Below are 16,312 nucleotides of genomic sequence, written 5' to 3' on the forward strand. Positions count from 1 at the left end.
TGTTTTTAAGAAAAACGATTTATTTTTGATTAATTATAAAAATAGTTTTCATGTTAATTTTATTAAAAATAAAAGTTAACAAGACTGTTCTCCGTATGGATATCATTAATAGTTACTCTGTTTCAGCACATTATAAAAAATGGCCTGTAATATCTTGCGCAGAGTCAATACAAAAACGCCACCAGTTATTAGAAAGCATTTTTCATTACGAAAAGACTGAATTTGAGCGTTATGTAGTGCAGAGATTGCTCTGTATTTTAGATCAACAATCTGATGAAAAGTACCGGCAGTTAATAGACAAACTGCATAAGTTTGAAATAGAAGATCGGACGATTAATAAGGAGAGTAGAACTTCAGCTGTTCATCGTAAGCCTTTATCAGATTTACACGCCTCGATTGCCGTTGTAGCTACGACTTCTGCTGTAGGTAGTAGTGACAGCTTACCTACAGATGACCCTTTCTATAATGCGACTAAACAACAGTGGGCCCACAACTTATTAGAAAAGGTCAAAAAAGTAGTGGATAAGATTGTGGGAGCCACAGCGAAACTGGCTGGTAAGCCAACCTTACTTCCAAGAGACGGGGGTGTGCGCTCTTCAATCGAAAAGGTGGAAAAAGAACCAGAGCCACCCTCACAAGAAGAGTTAGATAAAGCAGCTCTTTTGAAAATTCAAACAGAGGTTGATCGTTTGGCTGCCCTTGGGACGAATTTAACAAACGCTGATTTTGAATCTCTATATAGTTTACCCAAGAAAATTTTTGATACGGTGCAAACATCTTCTCTGTTTACAGGTGGTCAGAAAACCGATTTTATAAATGATCTCTCAGTACAATATGGTAATGCAGATCAATTAGCTCAAGTTTTTGCAGATGGTCGTATTGAGGGATTAAAAGACATTCTCAATGTAGTCAAAGGGAAGTTAACAGAAGAAGAGTACAGCATTTTCTTAGAACTACAACAAGAATTAGAAAGTTTACAAACTTCAGTACAAACCTATGATCAAGACAAATTTGATCGTATTGATCAAGTTGGAGACCAATTAGCAGATACCATTAATGTATCCGCCTTATCGAGAAATGATAAAATTAATCTATGTTCGCAGATTTCGTATTTATACAAAGATCAGGTAGCTGCTGTAGATTCTTTTGATGTCGTTGTTGATGCAACTATTTTCGTAAATAGTCACCAAGAGGCGATTTTTGATCAGATATCTAGTTTGATGGCTTCCTTAATGGGGGTATTTGCTCCTATTAACTTGGGACAGGTAACTACGGAAATCAGCAGCGCCGCCATTGCCGGAGCCTTACAAACTATCCGCGCAATTAATTCTAGGTTTGATGATCTAACAGCTGAACAACAAAAATTAGTTAATAACGCTTTAAACACATTATCAACGTTCAAAGCTCCTAGTTATATAGGCGCTATATGGGCGTATTTTGTTGCTTCAACTGTATTAGCTACTAATACAACAGCTTCGATGGACAATATTGGTGCTGTCATAAAAGAAGCTGCAAAAGAAATGGAGGGTTCGAAACTCAGTGTATCTAATTCCATTAAGACGACAATGGAGGGCATTGTAACGGCAAATGGGCAGTTTAAACCGGGTAATACTATTAATGGGCAAGAAGAATCTTATACAATTTATTCACAACAAAATGGTTCTGGTGTCAAAATTAATCCCCAACTTTTAAATCGTGGAAATATAGGATTTTTACCTCAAATAACGGGTGCAGCAAACAGGAATGCAGAAACTACGGCTAGAGCTTATTTCCAATTTAAAGGATTAGCTGGAGTACAAATAACACAACTCCAATCTAAGATAGAGGCCTCTAAGGAGCAACTCAAGGATTATCAATCCTTAAAGGCAGGTCTGTATAAGGATCAATTATATGCTCAATCTAATGAGCTGCAAGCGATGGCATTACCCTCAGCCGTGGCCTCGGTGTTAATAGATCGTTATATGCCTAAGGAAGTGGGTTTTTTAAATGGTATTTACGATCAGCTTTACTATAGTAACCTAGGCTCGTCAGTTGGGAATGCTATGATAGATGCGATTTCAGAGTATGTTAATGCTGCTACATATTTCAATTTTGCAAGTTACGTTGGTCAGCAGCCTGCTGTAGGGGAGAAAGGTAAAGACGTATTTCCTGGAACTGCGGATAGCGCTAGAAATAAATTAGAAACAGAACGACAAAAAGCAGCTGCTTATTTGAAAAGCACTCAAGATGCAGAGACCGTCCTGGAAGAACAGTTAAAAAGAGTGACTGAAGATCCGAAAATTTCTAATGAGCAACGTACACGCATAATCGATTCTTTAAATAACTATAGAGATAATTTGAATGCCATATCAGGATCTTTAGTGTTGTTGCAAAACTATCTCGCTCCTTTAAGTGTAAGTGACGGTGATGTTGCTGGAACTTTTAAAGTTACAGGTGGAGAAGAACAATGGCAGGCACGACTGGAGATTTTAGAAGATGCGTTAGTGTCTGGGTTATCAGGTAATGCTATCAGTGGGGGTATGTTCCCATTACAAGCAACTATACAATCAGACCAACAATCTTATGCGGACATGGGACAAAACTACCAGCTAGAGTTACAAATGCACCTAACGTCTATGCAGCAAGAATGGACCGTTGTCGCGACATCTTTACAGGTGTTGAATCAGATGTATCTGAGTTTAGCAAGAAGTTTAATGGGCTAGAGGTAGTTTTAAATTATAAGATTTTTCTTATGGACAACCAGTGTTTGGCATGATTTTCGCTCCTTATTTTCTTGTGAAAGGAAGAAATAAAAGGGAGGGAGTTATGGCCACGCCACATATTCAACAAGAATTAGCTCGTTTAGAATTCATTAACGATCAGCTACGTACAGAGCTAGAATATGTTAACGCGCTGTTGTGTGATATAGGATTCCCTGAAGGATTAACTACTATCAAAGCTATAGCGAAAGAAGTACTTACAGATGATGATTTGTTAGATTAATAAGAGAATGAATCTCCAAGGTAGTGCTGCTTTACCATAGGGTTGGCTATCATTTGAGAGGAAGAACCTTCGAAGAAGATCTTTCCGTCAATAATTAGATAGCACCGATCAGCTATGGAAAGTAATTCTTTGGCGTTATGGTCTGTAATAAGAATGCCAATACCTCGACTAGAAAGAATTTTGATTAGGTACTTTACATTTTGAATGACGAGAGGATCAACGTTTGCAAATGGCTCGTCAAGTAAAAGAACACTGGGATTTAAAGCTAATACGCAGGCGATTTCTAACCTCCGTCGTTCTCCCCCAGAGAGTGTTCCGGCTTTTTTGTTGATGCAAGAGGCTAGTTGCAGATCATCAATCAACGTATCTAGAAGATGGGATTGTTGTTTTCTTGCTTTATAGATAATCTCTAGAATGCAAATTAAGTTTTCTTTTACTGTCAGATCCTTAAATACCGTGGGCTCTTGAGCTAGATAACCAATTCCCAATCTTGCTCGATAGTCCATAGTTCTTTTAGTCACATCCGTATTTTTGAATATGATCTTCCCGGAATCTGGACGGATTAAACCTACAGTAAGGTAAAATGCAGTTGTTTTCCCTGCGCCATTAGGACCTAGTAGACCAACCACTTCCCCCGCATTTACTTCAAATGAGACGTCGTTAGTCACGGGTTTTTTGTTATACTTTTTTACTAAATTACATACGGAAAGTATCGGCATAAAAAACTCATTTTCTCAATAAAGATAGGGACAAAGTTTTCATGCCTCCTACAGCTCGTTCCTCAGGAGCCTGGGGATCAGGGTGGATAGGATCTACATGAAAGCGACAATCATAAATATTTAAGGAGCAGTCTTGGTAATTTAACAGCCCACCGTTGCCCTGAAATGTCATAAGTTTGTCTAAGTCTTGGGTATGGATATGACCAGAAAGTTTAGACAGAACCTCTTTACAAGCATAATTTGCATCAGAGAGATGCAGTTCCATACAAGATTTATCCACATGGCAGTTAAAAAACTGCCGGTCAGGAGAAGTGATCTGTTTGTGTACCCCAAGTTTTTTTATCTTTAGAAAAGGAGGCGCCTTTTCAAAATGCTTGTTCATGCAAGAGACATCGCAAATGCTATCTACTTTGATTATAGCAACGATTGTTGTACAGGCAATCCCAAGTATCGCTAATGAGCAGAACAAGCCGTAGAACAAAAATTTGGTCATACTGCAGCCATCTCAAATGAACGTACACATTGATACAGCTGATTCCATATCGGAAGGAGAGCTTCAAAAGTCTTTAAGGATAACATAGACGCAGCATCACTTTTTGCTATAGCAGGATTCATATGCGTTTCTATGAATAAACCATGAGCTCCTGCAGCTAGAGCAGCTCGTGTCAACGTAGGTATAAACTCTGTTTGTCCACCACTATGGGTTTTTAACCCTCCAGGAAGCTGCACAGAATGCGTCCCATCAAAAACTACAGGGAAGCCCATCTTTGAGAGAACAGCAATAGAACGCATATCCGAAACAAGATTATTGTAGCCAAAAGAACAGCCGCGTTCTGTTAAAATAATCTTGGAATTTCCGGTAGAAAGGACTTTGTCTACAGGGCCTTGCATATCCCAGGGAGAGAGAAATTGCCCTTTTTTAATGTTAATAACCGCATGTGTTTCAGCAGCAGCAACGAGAAGATCCGTTTGGCGACATAGAAATGCAGGGATTTGAAGAATATCACAAACCTCTGCTGCTGCACGTGCTTCTTCCGGTGAGTGCACATCAGTAAGGATTTCTACGCCAAAAGTTTGTTTAACTTTGGATAAGATTCTCAACCCCTCTTGTAACCCGGGACCACGATAAGAATTTATAGAAGAACGGTTTGCTTTGTCATAGCTACTTTTGAAAATCCAGTGGATGTGATCGGTATAGGGAGCTACTATTTCTTGGATTTTTGAGGCGATTTCTAATGTAGTTTCTTCTTCCTCTATTACACAAGGCCCAGCGATCAGGATCATCTTATCTGAGAACATCGTACGCCCTCTTTTTCTTTCATTAAAAAGCCACTATAGAGCTTTATTTTAAACAAGTCTACTCACGATTTTAAGGATAGAACGCTCTTCGAGGAACACAAGGGAATAGGAGGGCCGAGTCTTAAATTGACTTTTTTAGACATAGATTTATACTATAGCATGAATTATCCCTTTGCCTAGGCCGAGGTCAATATCTTTGGCCAAGGTTTGACATCTCTCAATAGATCTGGACCGATAGCTCAGTGGATAGAGCATTCGCCTTCTAAGCGAATGGTCGCAGGTTCGAATCCTGCTCGGTCCGAACTCTTTAAAGTTGAAAAGCTGTCAAATAGAAGAAAAGTCTCCCTTCTTTTTGCCTGCGGAGTTTCCGCAGGCGGAAACGGAATACATCTGGCGAGTATAAAATATTATAGAAAGTCTATCTAAAGGGGGAAGATTCTATAACTATTTATCTTCCATAATTTCTAAGCTAACTTTTACATTATTTCTACTAGCTACAGATACCAGAAGAGTACGAATAGCTTTGATGGTGCGGCCCTCTTTTCCAATGATTTTACCAATATCAGGTTTCGCAACGGTTAATTCGTAAATAATGGTGTGAGTGCCTTGAACTTCTTTAATGTGTACTTCCTCAGGGCGGTCCACAAGGTTTTTGATAATGTAACTTAAAAAGTCTTTCATAAAGTAATCCTATAACTAAATTCGCGTTATCTGCGGGAGAACGGTAAAAAATCGAACTCGAATTAATTTAATTTTAATTGGTCTGTTAAAATAATCAAACTTAATTAACGATCAAATTTATTTTATGGTTGATTCAAATAATTGTTTGTTAATAACAGTTTTACTATTATGAAACTCTTTTATTATCAAGATCTTCATATCCCGGGGCAATTCTGTTGTTAGGTTTAGATGTTTATGCGTCTGAGGGTGGATAAAATTCACGCTATAGGCGTGTAATTGTTGTTTGTCAAGACCATAACATGAGTTGGCAGAAGCTGATCCATAAACTGGATCGCCTAAAATTGGGGTAGATAGATGTTTCATGTGAACTCTAAGTTGATGAGTTCGTCCTGTTTCTGGATACAGGAGCACTAAACTTAATTTCCCGTTGTAAGCAAGTACCTCGCAACGAGTAATAGCTTCTTTCCCTATAGAGGAAACCGCCATTTCTTTGCGTTTAGTGTGATGTCTGGCTAATTTGGTGTGGATTATAGAGGCTGATGGCTTCCCTACACAAATCGCTAAATAACTCTTTTTTAACTGTTTTGTCGCAAATAACTCACTGTAAATCATTTTTGCTTGGCGGGTTTTTGCAGTGATGAGTAAACCTGAAGTATCTTTGTCCAATCTATGGATGATACCAGGTCTCCACGGCTCTTCTGGGAACTCTTGTTTGAGACGCTCTCCAATTTCATGCAGTAGAGCATGAACAACCGTACCTCTAGTGTGTCCAGGAGCTGGATGTACCACCATGTCCCTAGGTTTATTTATAACGAGAATCATTTCATCTTCATAGATTTTCTCTAGGGGGATGGCTTCGGGTAAGAGTTCTGAAAGTTCTTCTTTTTCCTCAATGGTAATAGAGACTATGTCTCCAGGAGCCAGTTGGGTGGAAACTTTTGTCTGTATTTGCTCATTAATTGTAACCCGTTTATCTAGAATGTGCTGTTGATAAAAAGCTCGAGAATATTTTGGGTTTTGCGAAACTAAAAACTTATCTAACCGATCTCGATTTGTTTCATTAACAATAAAAAGAAGGGGAGTATTTGATTTCATTGCAATGAGCAGTTTTTATTAAAACATTTTAAAATAAAGAAGCTTATGGTTCTAGGGAAAAGCGAAAATAGATCCTTGTAAATACATATTAGAAAAAATACTTAATTAATTGGGCTGTTGTTGTTTTCAGATATTTTTGTATCAAGATAGATGGCGAAACAAGAAGAATACAGTTGACGCGCTATTTAAATTTAAAATTTTAATTAGCAGGAACTGTGAGTTCAATTTGTTTAAATTGCGGACAGGCCAGGAAAACAAGGGAATCAACGGATGAACATAAGAATGTATGGGTAAGAAGGCTAGATACGTGATTCACAGCTTTTTGCCATTGTTCAAGAGTACAGGGGAAAGAAGAGATTTCTTTAGCGAGATAGGCAGTAGCATTGTAAGAAATCAGAGAAAGATAGAGATCCTGGTTTAAAAATGGAGCCCAACGTTTTGCAGAGTTTAGAAAATATGAGAGGTCTTTTTCGCTTAAGGGTAGGGCTAAAAAGTAGGAGATTCCCATACTACTCTTTATAAATAGAACGCATTTTTTTAGAGGCTTTTTGAGCACGATCCATTTCTTTATGGATGTTGCCAAACGAAGAAATCAGAATAGATTGAATGAACTGGTCATACATCTCTTTCCCTTTTTCTTCTCCCATTTTCTGAATAAGAGCTAATCTTAGCTGATCCAAGGTACGTACAGGACCTTCGAAGGTCGTGTTCGTGGGTGATAGATATTCAGGAGTTGGCGTCTCTTTTACTGGCGCAATTTCCTGAGTCTCAGCCTTTTTGATGTTGATGTAACGTGGTTCCATAATCCTATAGACCTTGGTGGCTAGCTTAATTATGCATTTTACTAAGTAGAGAACTTATTTTCTATAATCATAAAATAAAAAGTTTCAAAAAATAGAAATTTATTGTTTTTGATTACACTAAAGTTTGTTGTTTAAGAATGGATTTCTTTTGTTTAGAAAAAGATAGAACTTGAGTCTTTCTTTTCCCGAGCTCACCGTATTTTGCTAAAAGGCCTTTGAGATATTTGATAGTGAACTTTTTCATGTTGCTGAGATCTTTTTTTACCGCAGCTTGTTTTTTCTCTATTGTTGCGAGATCTTTGGTGTAGCTGTTTTCATTAAAGCAGAGAATTTTCTTAATTGCTAAGGAAGCCAGTTGCCCTGTTGCTTGTTTACTTGGGATTTCAGGTAAGCTAGAGAGAAAAGGTGCTAGAGCCGTCAAAACAGCTTCATGGAGATCTTCTTGAGACACCTTATTTTTTAACTTAGAGAGGTTTTCCCTGACCGTATCGTACAGACGGTGTTTAATGAAAATATATTCCAGAGATTTATAGTAATGTTCTTGCGCTAACTCATCATGGAGTATCTGCAGTTCTTGTTGGAGATAGCCTTCCAAGACTTCTGTGTGGAGTTTTAAAATTTCAGAGACAGAAGTCTCAATAGGTTTATTATTATAAATCGCTGTGGGTCTCGAGGTTAAAACGACTTGACATTCCGTATGTTGGAATAAAGGTTCGATAATATCCTTAGCATAGACTCCTTTAGGAAGTTTTATTTCTATGTGGGGTTGGTCTGTTGAGAAATCTTGAATGGAATCAATTTTGATCACACCGCGTTTAGCTGCGTTTTCTATAGAGCGGATTAGGGTTTCTGTTGTAGTGGAGGGGCAAATTTCTTTTATGATTAGGGTTTTTTGATCCACAGTTTGAATAGACGCGCGCATGGTTATTGAGCCTAAGCCATCTTGATATTCCGAGGCATCCATAACACCTCCAGAATAGAAATCAGGAAGCAAGGTAAAAGCACGATTATTTAAAATAGCAATTTGTGCTTCTATAAGCTCACAAAGGTTGTGCGGGAAGATTTTTGTCGTCATCCCTACAGCAATCCCTTCAACACCATGTAACAAAAGTAAGGGAAGCTTAGCAGGAAGGATATCAGGCTCCTTATCTCTTCCGTCATAGGAATCATGAAAAGACATCAAATCAGTATTGAATAAGATTTCTTTAGCTAGAGGGCTAAGACGTGCTTCGATATATCTCGCTGCTGCATGAGGGTCTCCTGTTAGAGGATTCCCAAAGTTCCCTTGCATATCGATAAGGTACCCTTTATTTGCTAGCACAACAAGAGCTTCGACAATTGGAGCATCCCCATGGGGATGTAGTGCCATAGTTCTACCGGCAATATTGGCAACTTTGTGCATTTTGCCGTCGTCCATACAAAACAATGTCCAAAGTAAGCGTCTTTGGACGGGTTTAAGGCCGTCAAGGATATGAGGAATGGCTCTTTCTAAAATCACATAAGATGCGTAATGCATAAAATGTGTTTTAAAAAGTTCTGAAACATCATGCATAAATTATAAGTTGGTAATCAGGTTATCCATAATAAATTGTTTTCGTTCTTTAGTGTTTTTCCCCATGTAAAATTGTAAAAGGGAATCTAAAGATTCTAATGAACTAATTGTTACAGGAGTCAGGCGCATATCCGCACCAATAAAGGTTTTAAATTCTTTAGGAGAGATTTCTCCTAACCCTTTAAATCGCGTGACTTCTATATGAGCTTCTTTTTTCCCTAATTTCTGTATTGCCTGAGTCTTTTCCTGATCTGAGTAGCAATATAGTGTCGTATCTTTATAACGAACTTTAAATAGAGGCGTCTCTAAAATAAACAGGTGCTGGTTTTCAACAACGGACAAGAAAGTCTTTAAAAAGAATGTAATTAATAGATTCCGGATGTGCATGCCATCCACATCAGCATCGGTGGCAAGGATGATTTTGTTATAACGCAAGTGTTGCGTGCTATTTTTTGTAATGCCTAATGCTGTGGCCAGGTAAAACAACTCATCGTTTTTGTACATTTTTTCTTCTTCTAAAGAAAAAACGTTCATAGGTTTCCCTCGAAGAGAAAACACAGCTTGTGTTAGCGGATTTCTTGAGGATAAAATGGATGCAGAAGCAGACTCTCCTTCTGTCACAAAAATAGATGATGCCTCACCATACAGAGAACGCTCATTATAGTGGAACTTACAATCACGAAGTTTCGGAATTTTATAATGGAGTTTCTTCTGCTTGTCTTTAAGATCCTGTTTTATGAATTGGATGTTTTTTCGTGTTTTTTCATTTAGCTTAATCTTTTCTAGAAGAAGATCTGAGCGAGATTTGTTTTTTTTCAGCTCTTGAATAATCGCGCTTTTGACTTCCTTGATGATTCCTGAGCGAATTTGTGTATTCCCAAGTTTATTTTTTGTTTGGGATTCAAAAATGGGCGAAGCAATTTTTATAGCAATACAGCCTACAATCCCTTCACGGATATCATTGCTTGTAAAATTCTTTCCAAAGTACTCATTGATACCTTTAACAACGGCCTCTTTAAAAGCTGCTAGATGAGATCCTCCATCTAGAGTTTCTTGACCGTTAACAAAAGAAAAATACCGCTCGCTGTGCGTTTCTAAATGTGAAAATAAAAACGATAACTCAGAATTTTGGAAAGCAATAGGGGGATAGAGTGTTTCTTCTGGAATTTCTTCTTTAAATAGATCAAGAAGACCTTGTTGCGAGATGAACACTTCGTTATTACAAATAATCTCAAGGCCAGGGTGCAAGTAGGTGTAACGACGAATTTTTTTTCTTAAAAACTCATCATTGAAAGCAAAATTGGTAAAAATCGTTGGGTCTGGAGAAAAGGTAATTTCTGTTCCATCAGGATCTTTCGTAGATCCTTGTCGCGAATCTTGCAGAACTCCTTTGTAAAATGTGGCGTAGTGGTATTTTTTCTTCCGTACAGAACGTACGGTAAATTTCTCAGAAAGTGCATTTACTGCTTTTAATCCAACACCATTTAATCCTACAGAAAAATGAAAGACATCTTGAGTGTACTTTGCTCCCGTGTTGATTTTCGAAACACAGTCGATCATTTTCCCTAGGGGAATCCCTCGTCCAGAATCACGTACAGTGATGGTAGAGTCATCAGTAAAAATGGAAATAGTTTTCCCATAACCCATGATGAATTCATCAATTGCGTTATCCACCACCTCTTTAAATAAGGTATAGATACCATCTTCAACTTGAGAGCCGTCTCCTAATCTTCCTATATACATGCCGGCTCGTAGGCGGATGTGTTCTAAGGAGGCTAGAGAAACCACACTAGCTTCAGTATATGTTGCCATATTTTTCTATTCTTCTTGCTATATTCTAGAGGAAAAGAGTTGTGTTAGAATTCTTCTGCGTGATGTTTGTATTCAAACTTCATAGCTGGCCATAACAGTGCTGCGAGTATTTCTCAACACTAGCATGGTGTACTATTAAACCCATAGAGATCTAAGCCCTTCTCTCAGAGAATTTGTCAGATTACGACATTTCTTTTTCTCAATCAAGATAGACATAATTTTTAGATTAAAGTTTATGCTTTTTATATTTTTAATATTTTCGAATGATTTTTATAATTTAATCATTAAAGAAGATAGTATCTTGATGTTAGACTATATTTTCTGAAATGCTGTACTGGTTCATCGATTAAAAATAACACCATAGAGGCTGGAAACTCTATATTCTGCATCTTGCATTTAGACTCAGGCAATGCTTGTTTATTTTTCTAATCTAGCGAGTAAATGCTGAGGGAGAGTGGATAAATAGATGGCATCTAATTTTGTCTTGGGCTATACACCTAGATTACTTTCGTTCTCCATTCTCTATTATTTTTCTCATGGTTAGAGGATAAGCGGAAAACTTATTGCAACGTGCTTATGGTCCTAGGAGTTGTTGGAATTAGCTATCGAGAGGCTGCTTTAAAAGAAAGGGAAGCAGTAATTAATATCTTAAAGGATTTCGAAGCTGATTCTTTTTTTTCTCAGCGTTTTTTCGGTGATGACGGATCTTTCGTTTTATTGCTGACATGTCATAGAGCGGAAATTTACTATTTTTCTAAAAGTAATCGTCATGTTCAATCAAAATTGCTGTCGCGGATTTCTTCTTTAGGAGCACGTCCTTATTGTTATCAAGGACTTGCGTGTTTCACTCATTTATTCACCGTGACTAGTGGTATGGATAGCTTAATTTCTGGAGAGACCGAAATACAAGGCCAAGTGAAACGCGCGTATATAAAAGCAAAAACAGATCGAGAATTACCCTTTGCTCTACATTTTCTATTTCAGAAGGCTTTAAAAGAAGGAAAGGATTTTCGTTCCCAAGTGTCTTTATCTCATCCTGTTGTAACGATTGAATCTGTCGTTGAAGAAACTCTAGACTTGCATGGTAAATCAACAAAAGACAAACTTTTATTTATCGGTTACTCCGATATTAATCGGAAGATCGCAAAGGGGTTGAGTGCGAAAGGTTACCGAAATCTAATTTTTTGCTCTCGAAAAAATATTTCCATACCATACGATACAGTGGCTCGTAGCCAACTTTCTTTTAGGGAACCCTATGATGTCATTTTTTTCGGATCGTCGGAATCAGCTAAAGATTTTTCCGGGTTATCCTTAGAAAGTTTGGCAAGTATCCCCAACCGTGTGATTTTTGATTTTAATGTTCCGCGTACCTTTACTTTAGCGGAAAGTCCGAAAGATATCATATGTTTGGATATGGATTTTATTAGCGAGCGTGTGCAGAAAAAACTTCAAATTAGTAAGCAATGTACAGATAAAGAAAAACCATTTTTAGCTCTAGCAGCAAGAAAACAATGGGAAGTTTATGAAAAAAAGAGCTCACATATACCTTCGAGCCAGGTTCGAGCTTCTCGTCCTAAGCTGTTGATTCTTTAGCGTCTAATTCATCTCTTGACATATACAGCTATCGAAAATACTCTAGGCTTTCATCGTTAACTCCGATGAATTTGTATGCAAGTGTGGTCTAGTACTGGCAGATTGTAGTTGATAACAATTGCAATAAAAATCATCCCGATTTTTCTTAGGTCTTTTGTTCTTTATAGTGAAAAAGATGAACAAGAAAACGAACATGAGATTGTTTATAAAAACAAGAAATCGTTTTTATTTTTAAAGTTTGTATTCGCATAACTCGATTTAAAGGCTGAAAAAGCCAAGTCTAGAAAAGAGGTTGTCTAAATTTTTGAAGAAGAGACAGCCGTTCCTGTATTAGGAAGAGCGTGCATGTTGGAAAAATTGATAAAAAATTTTGCCACGTATATTGGTATAACGTCAACCCTCGAATTCGATGCGGATGGAGCCTATGTCTTGCCTATAAGCGATCTCGTCAAGATACGTGTATTACAAAATGCAGATAATGAAATTGTACTTAATGCTTTCTTAGGGGAATTACCTCCTTCTTCGGATACCAATAAAGCATACTTACAAATGATGGTAGCGAACTTGTTTGGTAGAGAAACAGGAGGTAGCGCTTTAGGATTGAATTCCGAAGGCCATATTGTCATGACACGTAGAATTCCCGAAGAAGTTTCATATGAAGACTTTGCGCGCTACGTAGAGAGTTTCATGAATTTTTCTGAAACCTGGCTAGAAGATTTGGGACTAAACAAAGCACAACAAGGACAATAGGCAACAGGGGTAGAAAAGCATGAGTGCACGGTTAATTATTGATAAAGGCCCTTTGTCAGGATTTGTTCTGGTTCTTGAACGAGGAACAAGCTGGTCGATAGGAAAGGATGCAGCGTCTAGTGATATTCAGTTAGAGGATCCTAAGCTTGCAAATACTCAGGTCGTTATCACAAGAGAAGATGACCTCTACTTTATTACAAATCTAGATACGTCCTATCCTGTTACTGTAAATGGAAAAGAAATCACAGAGGCAACACCGATAAATGATGCGGATGTCATCACGTTCGGAAGTAATCAATATTCTTTTTTCACGCATGAGTTTGATCCTGATGATGTTGTTTACGATTTCGATTTTTCTTCAGAAAATACGACTAATGTCCTGCCTGAGCCTGCCGATACTAAAAAGGAAACGAAGAAGAAAAGTCAGCCTGCAAAGGATCAGGCAAAACAACCTTCTTCAGAACAGCAAGATTCTTCCGATACTTCTCCTACCGATAAAGATAAAGAACTCGCTGAAGCTTTCCTAGCTTCTGCAAAGTCAGAGAAGGAAACTTCCGGCCAAAAACTAGATATGGAGACGCTTCCAGAGGCCGGATCAAAAAATACAAAATCCTCATTGCGGGATGTAAAAAATACTGAAACCCAGCATGCTACTATGGAAGAAAACGGAGCTTTGCCTAATCAAAATCAGCCGCCGTTGCCAGATTCAGATCCTGCTGCTCAGGATCAATCTATAAAAGGTGACCGGCCCAAAGAAGGTGAGCCTGTCAAAGAAACTCCTGCTTCTGCAGAACAGTCAGCAGAAAAAGAGAGAATTTCCCAAGGCGAAGAAGTAAGTCCTAAAGAAACTCAACCTGAAGATGGTCAGGATGTAGAACAATCCCCTAACGATCAAGAAGCTCCTAAAGAAAAAACAGACACAGAAGAAGAAACTGAAGAGAAGTCCGAAGGAGAAGAGGAGCAGGAAAGCAAGAAAACAGAAAAAGCTGAAGTCTTGTCTCCATTTAATGTACAAGATCTCTTTAGATTTGATCAGGGAATTTTTCCTGCAGAAATAGATGAGATTGCGCAAAAAAATGTTTCTGTAGACCTGTCTCAACCTTCACGCTTTTTATTAAAAGTCTTGGCCGGAGCGAATATCGGTGCGGAATTCCATTTAGACACTGGGAAATCTTATATTCTAGGAAGTGATCCCGCCTCTGCAGACATTGTCTTTAATGACCTTAGCGTATCCCATCGTCATGCAAAGATCATCGTAAGCAACGATGGTTCTATCATGCTAGAAGATCTCGGTAGTAAAAATGGCGTGATCATCGAAGGAAAGAAAATCGAGAACAGCTCCACATTAAGCGCCAATCAAGTTGTTGCTTTAGGAACAACTTTATTTTTACTCATAGACCATTTAGCCCCTGCTGATACTATTGTAGCATCATTTGCTCCGGAAGATTACGGATTATTCGGTCGTCCTCAAGATCCTGAAGAAATTGCTCAGCAAGCAGCTCAAGAAGAAGAAGAAAAACGTAAGCGCGCTACGTTGCCTACAGGTTCGTTTATTCTTACATTATTCATAGGAGGGCTTGCTATACTGTTCGGTATAGGCACCGCATCTCTATTCCATACGAAAGAAGTCATTCCTATAGAAAATATAGATTATCAAGAAGATATAGAACGTGTGGTTAATGCTTTCCCCACGGTCCGCTACACATTTAATAAAAACAATGGCCAGCTCTTTTTGATAGGACACGTAAAAAATAGTATTGATAAAAGTGAGCTTCTCTATAAAATGGATGCTTTGTCTTTCATCAAATCTATAGATGACAACGTTATCGATGATGAAGCCGTTTGGCAAGAAATCAATATATTGTTGTCTAAAAAACCAGAGTTCAAGGGTGTAAGCATGCACTCCCCACAACCTGGAGAATTTGTTATAACGGGATATCTAAAAACAGAAGAACAGGCTGTCTGTCTCTCTGATTATCTCAATGTACATTTTAACTATCTTTCTTTGCTTGAGAATAAGGTAATTATAGAATCACAAATGTTGAAAGCGATCGCAGGCCAACTTTTGCAAGCAGGCTTTGCAAATATTCACGTCGCTTTTGTTAATGGAGAAGTGGTTCTTACAGGTTATGTAAATCATGAGGATGGAGATAAGTTCCGTTCTGTTGTTCAGGAGATCTCCACACTTCCCGGAGTACGTCTGGTGAAAAACTTCGTGGTTTTGTTACCTGTTGAAGAAGGGATTATAGATTTAAATTTACGGTATCCTAGCCGTTATCGCGTAACCGGATATTCAAAATATGGTGACGTGAGCATTAACGTTGTAGTCAATGGTAGAATTTTGACCCGTGGTGATGTTATCGATGGAATGACAGTCACAAGCATACAACCACACTGTATCTTTTTAGAGAAGGAAGGGTTGAAATATAAAATCGAGTACAATAAATAGCTAATGTTAAGGCTTATTAATTCTATTGCATTTAGGAAGAAATACTATGTTTAATATGGAAAATACAGCTGCTAAAGAAGATAAGTCTTCTCATCAGCTATTTGATTTAGAGAAAGATATGCAGGATCTGAGCAAAGCTCAGGAGATCAAAGCTAATGTACAGGATAAAGTGCAAAAATTGCATGTTTCTCTTCGAGAAGGTTCTGATAAAGCCTCTTTTGAGAAGCAACAAATATTATTAGCAGGATATCTAGCCCTTCAGAAAGTTCTCGGGCGGATCAACCGCAAAATGGTTTAACAGACTAGATAAGTGGAGAATTTATGAGTAGTGGTAGCAGTTGCTCAGCTTTTAATTTTAATGACATGCTTAATGGCGTATGTAAGTACGTCCAAGGTGTGCAACAATATCTAACGGAATTAGAGACCTCAACGCAAGGTACAGTCGACTTAGGTACGATGTTTAATTTGCAATTCCGTATGCAAATTTTATCACAGTATATGGAAGCTGTATCCAACATCTTGACAGCAGTGAACACAGAGATGATCACTATGGCAAGAGCTGTTAAAGGAAGTTAAT

The 16,312-nt window shown here is 38.0% G+C and carries 16 protein-coding genes and 1 tRNA gene; 8 read left to right on the forward strand and 9 right to left on the reverse strand.

Translation table 11 applies throughout. The features are described from left to right. The first annotated feature begins 95 nt into the window (after positions 1-95). Entirely contained in the window at positions 96-2,702 is a 2,607-nt protein-coding gene (locus G5O_RS05230; protein ID WP_013462574.1) for a CT620/CT621 family type III secretion system effector, read from the forward strand. A gap of 103 nt (positions 2,703-2,805) precedes the next feature. Beyond that, positions 2,806-2,982: a hypothetical protein gene (locus tag G5O_RS05235; protein WP_006342693.1), complete on the forward strand. Its 177-nt coding sequence runs from the start codon at positions 2,806-2,808 to the stop codon at positions 2,980-2,982. Here the strand turns inward: G5O_RS05235 and lptB are convergent. The 3 genes from lptB to kdsA are packed head-to-tail and all read right to left on the reverse strand — an operon-like array spanning position 2,979 to position 5,000. Continuing rightward, entirely contained in the window at positions 2,979-3,701 is a 723-nt protein-coding gene (gene lptB, locus G5O_RS05240) for an LPS export ABC transporter ATP-binding protein (protein WP_006342694.1), read from the reverse strand. The genes G5O_RS05235 and lptB overlap by 4 nt on opposite strands. Before the next feature lie 7 nt (positions 3,702-3,708). Continuing rightward, positions 3,709-4,194, reverse strand: a complete 486-nt coding sequence (locus G5O_RS05245; protein ID WP_006342695.1) for a DUF1137 domain-containing protein — start codon at positions 4,192-4,194, stop codon at positions 3,709-3,711. Beyond that, a complete protein-coding gene (gene kdsA / locus G5O_RS05250; RefSeq protein WP_006342696.1) occupies positions 4,191-5,000 on the reverse strand; it encodes a 3-deoxy-8-phosphooctulonate synthase in 810 nt (269 codons plus the stop codon). Before kdsA ends, G5O_RS05245 begins: the two co-directional genes overlap by 4 nt. Before the next feature lie 228 nt (positions 5,001-5,228). Here kdsA and G5O_RS05255 point away from each other — a divergent pair. Continuing rightward, positions 5,229-5,301, forward strand: a tRNA-Arg gene (locus G5O_RS05255). Between the two features lie 143 nt (positions 5,302-5,444). Here G5O_RS05255 and G5O_RS05260 read toward each other — a convergent pair. The 6 genes from G5O_RS05260 to G5O_RS05285 form a co-directional block, all read right to left on the reverse strand. Beyond that, positions 5,445-5,681, reverse strand: coding sequence for a KH domain-containing protein (locus tag G5O_RS05260; protein WP_006342697.1), 237 nt, complete (start codon positions 5,679-5,681; stop codon positions 5,445-5,447). Positions 5,682-5,798: 117 nt separating this feature from the next. Beyond that, on the reverse strand, positions 5,799-6,776 hold the full coding sequence (locus G5O_RS05265; protein ID WP_006342698.1) for an RluA family pseudouridine synthase: 978 nt from the start codon (positions 6,774-6,776) through the stop codon (positions 5,799-5,801). Between the two features lie 199 nt (positions 6,777-6,975). Continuing rightward, positions 6,976-7,284 carry a hypothetical protein gene (locus tag G5O_RS05270; protein ID WP_006342699.1) on the reverse strand — a complete coding sequence of 103 codons (309 nt, stop codon included), beginning with the start codon at positions 7,282-7,284 and terminating at the stop codon, positions 6,976-6,978. Between the two features lies 1 nt (position 7,285). Further along, positions 7,286-7,579 (reverse strand): CT656 family putative T3SS effector, encoded by a 294-nt coding sequence (locus G5O_RS05275; protein WP_006342700.1) that lies wholly within the window; start codon positions 7,577-7,579, stop codon positions 7,286-7,288. A gap of 112 nt (positions 7,580-7,691) precedes the next feature. Continuing rightward, positions 7,692-9,131 (reverse strand): DNA gyrase subunit A, encoded by a 1,440-nt coding sequence (locus tag G5O_RS05280; RefSeq protein WP_006342701.1) that lies wholly within the window; start codon positions 9,129-9,131, stop codon positions 7,692-7,694. 3 nt (positions 9,132-9,134) lie between these two features. Further along, positions 9,135-10,943 carry a DNA topoisomerase IV subunit B gene (locus tag G5O_RS05285; protein WP_006342702.1) on the reverse strand — a complete coding sequence of 603 codons (1,809 nt, stop codon included), beginning with the start codon at positions 10,941-10,943 and terminating at the stop codon, positions 9,135-9,137. Between the two features lie 576 nt (positions 10,944-11,519). On the opposite strand from G5O_RS05285, the gene G5O_RS05290 reads away from it, so the two are divergent. The 5 genes from G5O_RS05290 (at position 11,520) to cdsF (ending at position 16,311) form a co-directional block, all read left to right on the forward strand. Continuing rightward, positions 11,520-12,536: a glutamyl-tRNA reductase gene (locus tag G5O_RS05290; protein WP_006342703.1), complete on the forward strand. Its 1,017-nt coding sequence runs from the start codon at positions 11,520-11,522 to the stop codon at positions 12,534-12,536. Positions 12,537-12,881: 345 nt separating this feature from the next. Then, a complete protein-coding gene (locus G5O_RS05295) occupies positions 12,882-13,286 on the forward strand; it encodes a CesT family type III secretion system chaperone (protein ID WP_006342704.1) in 405 nt (134 codons plus the stop codon). Positions 13,287-13,305: 19 nt separating this feature from the next. Then, the gene (sctD, locus tag G5O_RS05300) at positions 13,306-15,735 is read left to right on the forward strand and encodes a type III secretion system inner membrane ring subunit SctD (RefSeq protein WP_013462576.1); all 2,430 of its coding nucleotides are present in this window, start codon (positions 13,306-13,308) and stop codon (positions 15,733-15,735) included. A 46-nt stretch (positions 15,736-15,781) separates the two neighbouring features. Then, positions 15,782-16,033 (forward strand): DUF5398 family protein, encoded by a 252-nt coding sequence (locus G5O_RS05305; protein ID WP_006342706.1) that lies wholly within the window; start codon positions 15,782-15,784, stop codon positions 16,031-16,033. Between the two features lie 23 nt (positions 16,034-16,056). After that, positions 16,057-16,311: a type III secretion system protein CdsF gene (cdsF, locus tag G5O_RS05310; protein ID WP_006343709.1), complete on the forward strand. Its 255-nt coding sequence runs from the start codon at positions 16,057-16,059 to the stop codon at positions 16,309-16,311. The last annotated feature ends 1 nt before the right edge of the window (position 16,312 follow it).

Source organism: Chlamydia psittaci 6BC, assembly GCF_000204255.1.
Classification (GTDB): domain Bacteria; phylum Chlamydiota; class Chlamydiia; order Chlamydiales; family Chlamydiaceae; genus Chlamydia; species Chlamydia psittaci.